This window comes from Streptomyces sp. 15-116A (genome assembly GCF_025290915.1).
Taxonomy (GTDB): Bacteria; Actinomycetota; Actinomycetes; order Streptomycetales; family Streptomycetaceae; genus Streptomyces.
The window spans coordinates 1-9,655 of record NZ_JAOCQE010000247.1; the positions used below are offsets into that span (position 1 = coordinate 1).

Here is a 9,655-nt window from a genome sequence, read left to right on the forward strand (position 1 = left end):
GCGGTGCCGGCGGGTGCGGGGCTCAGGGCCGTGCGTGCCGCCGTGACGGCGAGCATCCACAGGGCCAGGGACAGCACGGCGGGCCACAGCATTCCGTACGCGGCATACAGGCCGAGGACGGCGGCCGGCGCGGCCACCGACAGAAACACCCCCAGGGCGCGCAGCGCACGCGTGTGCGCCAGGGTCCACCACACGCCGACGACGGCGAGCGCGAGTCCCGCGATGCCGAGCAGAAGCCACAGCACGCTCGCCAGGCCGGCGGCGACGAGCGGCACCAGGACGCTCCCGAGCAGGGCGAGCACGGCGCAGCGGGCCCGGCCGGTCCGGCCCTCGGGCGCGGTCGGGGTCATGCCCGGTGCCGTGGGGACTCCTCGTACACGGGGCGCTCCTCGGACAGGTCGAAGAGGTTGCCGCGCTCGACCACGCACAGGGCCCAGACGATGAAGCCCGACAGCGCGATCATGACGATCGACCACACGGGGTAGTAGGGCAGGGACAGGAAGTTGGCGACGATGACGAGGGCGGCGATGGCCACCCCCGTGACGCGGGCCCAGGTCGAGGTCCGCAGCAGGCCGAAGGCGACGACCGCGGCGACCACACCCAGGGCGAGATGGACCCAGCCCCAGCCGGTCAGGTCGAACGCGAACACGTAGTCGCGCGTCGTCACGAAGATGTCGTCCTCGGCGATGGCCATGATGCCCCGGAAGATGTTCAGCAGGCCGACGAGGAACAGCATCACGGCGGCGAAGGCCGTCAGGCCGGTCGCCCACTCCTGCTTCGCCGTCTGCTCCGGGCGGGTGGGTGTAGCGGTCATCTTGTCCTCGTTTCGTGCGGGACGGACAGAGACGGTCCCCGCCTCCCCGCGGCTCGTCAGGCCGTCGGGGCGGGGGCGTGGGACCCGGTGAGGCCGGCCCTGCGGAGCGCCGCCCGCCACGCGAGGGCGACCGCCGCCTCGGCCAGAGCCAGCAGCACCAGCCACAGGCCGAGCAGCCGGGTCAGCGCGCGGGCCGACTCGGCGGGCAGGGCGAGAACCACGACGCCCGCGACGATGCCGAGCACGGCGAAACCGAGGACGACGCCGCGGTGCGGCAGGTCCCGGGTGGCGAGGGCGGCGTAGAGGGTGAGGACACCGGACACCAGCCAGACGACCCCGACGATCAGCGAGAGCGCGGCGATCGTCTGCAAGGGGTTGCGCAGGCACAGCACCCCGGCGAGGACGAACAGCACCGCCAGCAGCAGCCCCGGGAGCCGCTCGTGCGCCTCGCCGGCGAAGACGGCCACGAAGCGGAAACCGCCGGTCACCAGCAGGTACAGGCCGATGCAGACGGCCAGGACGTGCAGCGTCGCCTCCGGCCAGACCAGAATCAGGACGCCCGGCACCAGCGTCGCGACGGCCGACCCCATCACCCACGTCCACGAACGGCCCAGACGGGCGAGCAGGTCCGCGGAGTCGCCGAAGGGATCAGCGGCGGCCGCGCCGCCGGGTTCGCCCTGTTGTCCCCGGTGCGATGCCGGGCCGTGCGGCATGGTCATCTCTTCCTCCTCGCAGGCGCGACCCGCCCCGTCGAGGGTCCGATCACCTGACCGTTCAAGCGTCGCCCCGCCGGTCGGGCACCGGGTCACCCACCACGGGTGATCCCTCGGCGCCGCGGAGGCGGTGAAGTGGGAACCCTGGCCGCCAGGACCATCGGGCGCCGCCCGCCAGGACCGTCGGCCGCACGAGCAGGCCGCACGAGCAGGCCGCACGAGCAGACCGCGCGGGCAGTTCGCACGAGCAGGCCGCACGGGCAGGCCGCACGGAAAGATCGCACGAGAAGACACGAGATGAGCGATCCGAGCACCGAGCGCGGGCACGGCGCCTCTCCCGGGGAGCCCTACCTGGAGCCGTCCCAGGAGCCGCCGCAGGAGCGCTCCCCGGACCACCTTCCGGACCGCTCCCCGGAGCCTTCCCTGGAGCGCTCGCTGCTGGCCTCCGTCGTCACCGATCCCGGGCACCTGCCCGAGATCCTCGCCGGGTTCGCCGTCCGCCGTCTCGGCCCGGCCGTGCCCGGCACCGTCGACCGTCTCCGGCGGGACCGCCCCGGCGCCACCGAGGCGGAGCTCCGGGCCGTGGTGGTCGCTCGCGGCAGACGGGCGGTGGTGGCGGAGGGCTCCGTCGTGGGCGGCCCGTTCCTCGTGCTCATCCCCCTGGCCTTCTGCGCGGCGCTGCTCCGCCAGGCACGGACCATCCTGGAACTGGCCGCACTCAGCGGGCGCGACCCCACGGCGGCGGCGCGCCGCGCCGAACTCCTCGTCATCCAGGGCGTGTACGGGGACACACGGCAGGCCCAGGAGGCGCTCACCCGGCAGGACGGACGGGGGGACCGACAGGACCGGGCCGCCGATGCGCCGCCCGCCCGCCGGAGACGCCGGACGGCTCTGTGGCGGGTGACCGTGCGCATGGCCCACCTGCTCGGGCTGCTCGCGCCGGGCGAGGAGAGCGACGGCGGTGACGGCGGCGAGGGCACTGCCCGGCGCCTGCGGCGCATCGCCGTCCAGGTCTGGCGGTGGCTGCTGCTCGGGACGGTGTTCCTGGTGGGGCTGGTCGCCCCGCTGGTCTGGCTGCCGTACATGGCGCAGGTCTACCGGCGTGCCGACGCCCGCCTGACGGCCCGGGTCCTCGCCTACTACGTCGACGGCCCCGTACCCGTCCCGGCCCGCCGGGTCTCCCGCCTCGAACCGGATGTCGTGGCGGCCGCTCTGCGCGCGCTCCTCTCCCTGCTCGTGCCGCTCGTGCTCACCGCCATGACCTTCCTGACCGGGCTGCGCATCGCCGACAGCCGCTGGCCGGTCCTCGGCATCGTGCTGGCCGCGGCCTCCGTCGCCGTCGGCGGCCTCTGGTACCGCCGCCACCGCAGGCGCCACGGCTCGCCCTTCCGCCGGCACGGCCAAAGGCGTTGACCTCCTGACGGCGGGCCCTTACCTTGTCCGGCGTCCGTCGTGCCGAGGGCCGGCAACGCCGACTCGCGGGAGAGTACGGTCAGTTGTTCCGGGAACCCGTACCTCTGAGTTCCCGTCAGTCTGCCGCTGGGGCGCGGCGAACCGGTCCTCATCCAGGCCGCGCACGACGACACGGCGTCACGGCGACACCGTGTACGCGGGTTGGTCCGCTACGAACTCGTCGCCCTGCCTCTGGTGCCCGAGGGCGAAGTCAGGGTGGGATGAACTCCTGGGGCGCTCCGACCGGAACCGGGGCGCCCCAGGTCTTGCCGGGCCCGGCGTCGCGTCGCGCCCGGGACCGGGACACTTCGGCCGGCACCGAAGCGTCCCGCTCCTAGCGTGGCCGCATGACCGACAGCACGCCCACCACCGTCACCCGCACCGACAGCACCGGCGCCCGCACCGACACCAGCACCGACACTCCCTCCGCAGCCGTCACCGGCATGGTCGACCACGTTCTCGCCCTCGCCGCCACCTGGACCCACTGGAACGGCGAGCCCGTCCACACCGACGGCCGCGTCTACACCCCGCACAAGGCGATCCGCCGCGTCGCCGACCACCTGATCGACCACCTGGCGGAGTTGGAGGCCCGCCTCGCCGGTGAGCAGCCCGTCCCCGACCACTGGCACGCCTCCCTCATCACCACCGAGGCCGACCTCGCGCCCTTCACCGCGCAGGACCTCGACGAGGCCCGCAGCCGCCTCGTCCGGCTGGCGCGCATCTGGGCCGTACGCCTCGACGCCCTCACCGACGAACAGCTCGACCATTCACCCGGCGAGGGCTGGACCTTCCGCGAACTCGCCCACCACGTCCAGGAGTCCGTCTACTACGCCGACGCCCTGGGGGACCTCTCATGACCGCCTTCGCCGGACTCCACCACGCGGACGAACCCCTCCTTCTGCCCAACGCCTGGGACCACGCCTCCGCCCTCGCCCTCGCCGCCCAGGGATTCCGGGCCATCGGCACGACCAGCCTCGCCGTCGCCGCAGCGGCCGGACTGCCCGACGGAACGGGAGCCACCCGCGACCAGACCCTCCACCTCGCACTCACCCTCGGCTCCGAGCCGTTCCTGCTGTCGGTCGACGCCGAGGACGGCTTCAGCAACGACCCGGACGAAGTGGCCGCGTTCGCACGCGAGTTGGCCGCAGTAGGCGCGGTCGGCATCAACCTGGAGGACGGCCTCGGCCCCGCCGACGTGCACGCCGCCAAGATCGCAGCAGTACGTGCTGCAGCCCCGGACCTCTTCGTCAACGCCCGCACCGACACCCACTGGCTCGGCACCGGCGACCCCGGCGAAGCCCTGACCCGCCTCATCGCCTACCAAGAGGCGGGTGCACACGGGCTGTTCGTCCCGGGACTCACCGCCCCCGACGAGATCGCCGCCCTCGTCAGCTGCCTCGACGCCCCGCTCAACATCCTCTACTCGCCCACCGGCCCCTCCGTCTCCCACCTCACCGCCCTTGGTGTCCGCCGCATCAGCCTCGGCTCACTCCTGTACCGGCGGGCGATCGGCGCGGTGGTGGAAGCGGCAACCGCCATCCGCTCCGGCCACACCCCTACGGGCACGACACCGTCGTACGAGGAGATCGGAGGGTTGACAGGAGCGGGCTCGCCCCATCAAGGGCCGCCGATGGCCTCGTGTCGGCACGCCAAGGATCGAGCCCGTCCGCCGGGCTCCGGAGAGCGGATACGGACGAGGCGACGGTCCGGCACGCCCGTGGGTCAGCTGCTCTGAAGGCCCTCTGTCAGGTCTCCCGTGGTCACGTCCTTGAGTGATCAACTCTTTGCGTATGGCATTGAATACCGAAGAGCGCCGTGCGAATCATCAGGGCAGGGTAATGCGTCCTGGGCCGGCTATTCGAACCGTCTATATTTGAAGGATTGACCGAGGTCGCCTGAAGGCTTGCGATCCTCCTGCGAGGAGATCCTCGCTTGCACCTCACAACCAATGGTGGTTGGCTGGTCATATACAGGCGCATGTAAGGGGTTTGCGTCACGTGCACCCTCAGGTGCGACAGCAGGTCTTGGGGGCCCTGGCTGTCATCGAACTCACGGATGCCGAAGTCGGTCGTCGCGCCATATTCAGGTGAACGCGACTGGACGATGACACCCGAGGTGTAGACAAGAAAAGTGGATTGTCATCATGGTGGAGCTAGTACAAGAATCCCTGAGAATTCACGGTGGTTCCCACGAGGACGACGCCGACTATCACTTCACACTCGCGTACACAGCCTCATTCGACCCCGGCGAGATGGCGGATACCTTCACAGAGTTCATGAGGCTTCGAGAGGAAGACGGTGGGCTCACCCTGGAGGATGATCACCTCACCGCGTCGAGTCCTGCTTCAGGAACCACGTTTGTGCCCAACAATGTCCCTGGCCGCCGACCCGACAACCGGCCTGGCCACCAAGGTATGACCTTGGTCGACAGGACTATCAGTGTCGACCTTCCGAGGGAGGTGGCGGACACCGAGGGAGGAATTCACGACGCGGGCCACGAAGAGATCTACGGCGAGATCTGGCTGCGTTCATCGGGGAACCTCAGCAGCACCGCGCCCGAGGGTTCGGACAGCGGACTGGGGACCACGAACATCGGTGATTTCGACCCCTGAGTCGCAACGTACGAGGACTGGGACGCACCAGTCACCGGAGAACCGGGCTCCATTCGACGACAGGCGTTCATATGAACGACATCGGCCAAAGCGCCAGCGCGGATCCTCTCGGACTGACTGCGCTCCCTCGTCTCATGGCTCGGTCCTCCGGTCGGCGTTCCATGCGGATCGGGCTCATCGACGGACGTGTCCGGACCACTCACCCCGACCTCGCCGACGCTCACGTGGAATCCCTCGTCCCGCAGGACGACGGTCGGGCTTCCATGCCGGACGACGCCGCGTCCCGTCACGGGACATCGGTAGCCGGCATCCTGGTGGCCCGCCGTGGATCCGGTGCACCAGCCATCTGCCCCGGCGCCACCTTGGTGGTGCGCCCCGTCTTCCCGCAGCACAGTCACACCGTGCCACCCGATGCCCTTGCGTCCGCGATCACGGAAACAGCGGATGCCGGCGCTCGCGTTCTGAACTTGAGCCTGACGCTGGCTCCACATGCGTCAGACGCCCGCGGCGCACTCATAGAGGCGCTGGAATACTCGGCGCGTCGCGGCGTGATCGTCGTGGCAGCCGCAGGAAACCACGGAGCGATCGGCGGCTCCGTCATCACACGCCACCGGTCGGTCATTCCTGTCATTGCATATGACCTTCAGGGACATCCCTCGGCGACTTCGAATCTCGGGTCGGCGATCGGCCGACACGGCGTGGGCGCGACCGGCGCGGGAATCCTCAGCCTCGAGTCAGGCGGTGGTCTTCGCCCCTTCGAGGGCACCAGCGCCGCAGCGGCCATAGTGACAGGGGCCATCGCCCTGCTGTGGTCGGAATTTCCTCAGGCGGCGCCCACTGATCTCATGCTCGCCATTACCCGATCCGCTTCGCGTCCTGCCTCTGTCGTGCCGCCTCTGGTGGACGCGTGGAGAGCGTACGAGGCGTTGCGCGCGCGGCACTACGGATGACCCACCACGGCAAGGAGGCATGCGAGGTGCCCGATGAGGCCAACAGGTCCCGTGACACGGCCGCGGACCAGGAACGGACTACTTCGCAGCCGTCGCGAGTCCGTCTCCCTGGGTTTGTCACCGACGAAGACATCGGGCTGGGCGACCTGGCCAAGAGAGCCATGGGCGTCGCGGGCATACGACCGTGCCAGAGCTGCGAACAACGGGCTCGGGCACTCAACCGCTGGCTCGTCTTCTCCGGGCGGAGCAGTCGGCGACGGTAGCGACGGCGTGCCACTATGCGATCAAGAAGGAGCGCAGGCCTCATGGAGGAGAACGGGCTGTCCGCGCAGGACTCAATGGAACCGCGACCTCCCGATGTGGTTCGCGAACCCCCACCGGTGCCGGAGGGAGAAGCTCACACCTGTTCGACATGTGGTCACGGCGCAGTCATGTCCGATGCGGTGAGTCATGGCAGCAACGTGTACCCGCCCTATGTGTACGCCGTGGGCCGGATCGAACCGCGGATGCCGAGCATTGGTGTGGAGAAGGAGTTCGCCCAAGCGGTCGGCCGTGCGGAAACCGTGGACTTGACCGATCGCCAGGCGCTGGTCGCCGTGCTGTCCGAGCCGCGGAATCACTATCTCGTTCGGCAGTTGTGCTACGTGATGACCGTCCAAGGTCTCGACACGTACTTGCTGCGACCGCGTGATCCGGGAGACCTTCCCCAGCTCGTCGAAGCCCTTGGTGAGGCTCCGCGGTCGACGGATCTCCATGTCGTGATCGGGCTACGGGGCCCTTTGGCTCCTCCCGACTACTGCAACGGTCTGATGCTGCCCGTCGTGGCCTTTGAACAGATCTACACCTTCAGCCCCACCACCTTCGTCCAGTCCCTGCCGAAGCCGAACGGCATTGCGGAGGATCAGTTCCGTGCAACGGCAGAGGAGTTGTTCGAGAGAGTGATCCAGATCGCCGACAACGCGGGTTCCGCTGATGAACACCGCGCAGTCAATTACCTCGCTGTGCGATATCCCAATATCTACGCAAAGTGCGCCGAAGCGCATTCTTCCGGGGCCTCCCTGACGGCCATCGAAACCCGACCGTCCCGTCTCAGCGGCGTGCGCAGGATCCTGGACGTCATCTTCTCGTTCACCGACCGGACGACGGATGTCACCGAGAAGTTCTTCGTTCGGGTGGACGTCGACGAGGTGTTCCCGCACCTGATCACCAAACTGTCACCGTACTACGACCGATAGCAGGGCCGGGAGAGTGAGGGACGATGTCCGTCCCGTGTGCTACGGCGGAGAGTTCGCTGTACCAGAGCAGGAAGCACTACCGCACGAGCGCGGTCAGCTTGGCTACCGAGTCCGCTGGCGTTCAACTCGCGGATTGCGTCGAGGACTGTGTGAACGAATGCATATGGTCAGGCGGTGAGCGCTATGAGTGCGAGCCGCCCTGCCGGCACTCATGCAGTTCGCCACCCCCTCCGCCATGCGATTCGTTCTGGGTGGACGGGAGAGAGTACTGCTGCTATCGCGGCACTGAACCCTGTATCGGACCGGTGCGCCCGGACGGAGGCCGCAACGTCAGCTGTCTCCAACGTGACATGGCCTGTTGCGAAGGTATCTCGTACTGGCCGGACATCGAGGTGTGCCTCAATGGCACCGTCGAGCGCTGCTGGCCCAGGCCGACCTGCCCACCCTTCGGGTGCTGCAAGATGGGCGAAGTGTGCACCGACGAGGGGTGCATCCCGGAGGACCAGATCTGCCAGCGGTCGCGGCGGCGCTGCAAGCCGGATGAGGAATGCACCGTGGACGAGGGGTGCATTCCGCGAAGTCAGGTCTGCGGACCGTCGAACCGGCGCTGCAAGCCGCAGGACGAAGTGTGTACGGCGCAGGGCTGCTGCGACAAGGGCAAGGCCACCGAGGGCCGTTCCCGCTGCTGCACCGGGAAGGTCCCGTGTAACGAAGACTGCTGCGACGAATGCTGCCCTGGGAACGTCTGCTGCAACTACCCAGGGAAGTGCAAGCAACGAGTTCTCGAGCGAGGCAAGCCCGGAGTGTGGGGTTGTTACTGACCCCGGAGGGAGACCCGGTATGACGCGGCCTCGTGCATGTTCGCCGCGCCAGGTGAGATGACCCCTGAGGATCAGCGCGCGCGGGGCCAGTTCTCCAGTGTGAGGTGGAGGGCCTTGATCGTCTGGTTCCAGGACGTCTGGATGTCGCGGGGGGCCGCGAAGGCGCCCGTGGCTTCCAGGGCGCAGAAGCCGTGGAAGGTGCTGCGCAGGAGGCGGACCGCGTCGGTGAGGTCGGGTTCCGTCAAGTCGTAGGCGCGGAGCAGGCCGTAGGTGATGTCGGCGGTGCGGCGCAGGGCGGGGGAGTCGGCGGTGACCGTCGGGTCCAGGCGGATCTGGGCGGCCGCGTAGCGGCCGGGGTGGGTGAGGGCGTAGGCGCGGTAGGCGTCCGCGAAGGCGGCCAGCGCGTCCTGGCCGGAGCGGCCGGCGACCGCCGACGCGATGCGGTCGATCAGTTCTCCGCCGGCGAGCAGAGCCAGGCGGGTGCGCAGGTCGTCCAGGCCGCGCACATGCGCGTACAGGCTGGCGTCCTTGACGCCGAAGTGGCGTGCCAGCGCGGAGAGGGTGACCTGGTCGAAGCCGGCCTCGTCGGCGAGGTCGGCCGCCGCCGCGACCAGACGGTCCGTGGTCAGTCCGGCGCGGGGCATGGGGCCTCCGAGTGAGAAACCTGGGGTGTGCAGGGAGCAACCTAGTTCATCCGGACGGGCCGAGGGTGGCCGAAGATCCCGCCGCGCACCGGGCACGTGCCGCTCATCCCCGAGTCGTTCAACGTTCATGCAATGCCTCGATCCTCCACAGGCGGCGTGGTCGCGCCGCGGTATCGAGGAGGCATGCATGGGACACGGACACCCGCACGGACCGCACACGCACCACCACGATCACGGCCACACCCACGACCACACCCACGAGACGACGGCCCCGCTGCCCGCCGCCTTCGACACCTCCGTGCCCGACGAGGCGCTCAGCCCCGAGCAGAAGTCCCGCCGCACGCTGCTGCGCCGGGCGGGACTGCGCCGGGCGGGACTGCTCGGCGCGGGGCTCGCCGCCGGCAGCGTGCTCGGC

General features: G+C 69.4%; 9 protein-coding genes and 2 pseudogenes. 7 read left to right on the forward strand and 4 right to left on the reverse strand.

The window, feature by feature from the left end:
• From N4P33_RS28090 to N4P33_RS28100, 3 genes and pseudogenes are all read right to left on the reverse strand, one after another.
• A pseudogene (locus N4P33_RS28090) lies at window positions 1–350 on the reverse strand (diacylglycerol kinase); the annotation flags it as partial.
• A complete protein-coding gene (locus N4P33_RS28095) occupies window positions 347–814 on the reverse strand; it encodes a hypothetical protein (protein WP_260829635.1) in 468 nt (155 codons plus the stop codon). The pseudogene N4P33_RS28090 and the gene N4P33_RS28095, both read right to left, overlap by 4 nt.
• A 56-nt stretch (window positions 815–870) precedes the next feature.
• Window positions 871–1,533 carry an HdeD family acid-resistance protein gene (locus N4P33_RS28100; RefSeq protein WP_260829636.1) on the reverse strand — a complete coding sequence of 221 codons (663 nt, stop codon included), beginning with the start codon at window positions 1,531–1,533 and terminating at the stop codon, window positions 871–873.
• A gap of 291 nt (window positions 1,534–1,824) precedes the next feature.
• On the opposite strand from N4P33_RS28100, the gene N4P33_RS28105 reads away from it, so the two are divergent.
• The 6 genes from N4P33_RS28105 (at window position 1,825) to N4P33_RS28130 (ending at window position 7,775) form a co-directional block, all read left to right on the forward strand.
• The gene (locus N4P33_RS28105; protein WP_260829637.1) at window positions 1,825–2,940 is read left to right on the forward strand and encodes a hypothetical protein; all 1,116 of its coding nucleotides are present in this window, start codon (window positions 1,825–1,827) and stop codon (window positions 2,938–2,940) included.
• A gap of 386 nt (window positions 2,941–3,326) precedes the next feature.
• Window positions 3,327–3,836 carry a hypothetical protein gene (locus N4P33_RS28110; RefSeq protein WP_260829639.1) on the forward strand — a complete coding sequence of 170 codons (510 nt, stop codon included), beginning with the start codon at window positions 3,327–3,329 and terminating at the stop codon, window positions 3,834–3,836.
• Window positions 3,833–4,714, forward strand: coding sequence for an isocitrate lyase/phosphoenolpyruvate mutase family protein (locus N4P33_RS28115; protein ID WP_260829641.1), 882 nt, complete (start codon window positions 3,833–3,835; stop codon window positions 4,712–4,714). Before N4P33_RS28110 ends, N4P33_RS28115 begins: the two co-directional genes overlap by 4 nt.
• A 408-nt stretch (window positions 4,715–5,122) precedes the next feature.
• Complete coding sequence (locus N4P33_RS28120) at window positions 5,123–5,590, forward strand: hypothetical protein (RefSeq protein WP_260829643.1); 468 nt, start codon at window positions 5,123–5,125, stop codon at window positions 5,588–5,590.
• A gap of 161 nt (window positions 5,591–5,751) precedes the next feature.
• A complete protein-coding gene (locus N4P33_RS28125; RefSeq protein WP_260829644.1) occupies window positions 5,752–6,540 on the forward strand; it encodes a S8 family serine peptidase in 789 nt (262 codons plus the stop codon).
• 305 nt (window positions 6,541–6,845) lie between these two features.
• Window positions 6,846–7,775, forward strand: coding sequence for a hypothetical protein (locus N4P33_RS28130; RefSeq protein ID WP_260829646.1), 930 nt, complete (start codon window positions 6,846–6,848; stop codon window positions 7,773–7,775).
• A gap of 892 nt (window positions 7,776–8,667) precedes the next feature.
• Here N4P33_RS28130 and N4P33_RS28135 read toward each other — a convergent pair.
• On the reverse strand, window positions 8,668–9,240 hold the full coding sequence (locus N4P33_RS28135) for a TetR/AcrR family transcriptional regulator (protein WP_260829648.1): 573 nt from the start codon (window positions 9,238–9,240) through the stop codon (window positions 8,668–8,670).
• A gap of 187 nt (window positions 9,241–9,427) precedes the next feature.
• Between N4P33_RS28135 and N4P33_RS28140 the strand changes: the two are divergent.
• Window positions 9,428–9,655: pseudogene (locus tag N4P33_RS28140) on the forward strand (histidinol-phosphatase); the annotation flags it as partial.

Excerpts from the sequence above, each read along its gene's own strand:
- N4P33_RS28095 (WP_260829635.1), bottom strand. The coding sequence starts at position 814 with ATGACCGCTACACCCACCCGCCCGGAGCAGACGGCGAAGCAGGAGTGG.
- N4P33_RS28100 (WP_260829636.1), bottom strand. The coding sequence starts at position 1,533 with ATGACCATGCCGCACGGCCCGGCATCGCACCGGGGACAACAGGGCGAA.
- N4P33_RS28105 (WP_260829637.1), top strand. The coding sequence starts at position 1,825 with ATGAGCGATCCGAGCACCGAGCGCGGGCACGGCGCCTCTCCCGGGGAG.
- N4P33_RS28110 (WP_260829639.1), top strand. The coding sequence starts at position 3,327 with ATGACCGACAGCACGCCCACCACCGTCACCCGCACCGACAGCACCGGC.
- N4P33_RS28115 (WP_260829641.1), top strand. The coding sequence starts at position 3,833 with ATGACCGCCTTCGCCGGACTCCACCACGCGGACGAACCCCTCCTTCTG.
- N4P33_RS28120 (WP_260829643.1), top strand. The coding sequence starts at position 5,123 with ATGGTGGAGCTAGTACAAGAATCCCTGAGAATTCACGGTGGTTCCCAC.
- N4P33_RS28125 (WP_260829644.1), top strand. The coding sequence starts at position 5,752 with ATGCGGATCGGGCTCATCGACGGACGTGTCCGGACCACTCACCCCGAC.
- N4P33_RS28130 (WP_260829646.1), top strand. The coding sequence starts at position 6,846 with ATGGAGGAGAACGGGCTGTCCGCGCAGGACTCAATGGAACCGCGACCT.
- N4P33_RS28135 (WP_260829648.1), bottom strand. The coding sequence starts at position 9,240 with ATGCCCCGCGCCGGACTGACCACGGACCGTCTGGTCGCGGCGGCGGCC.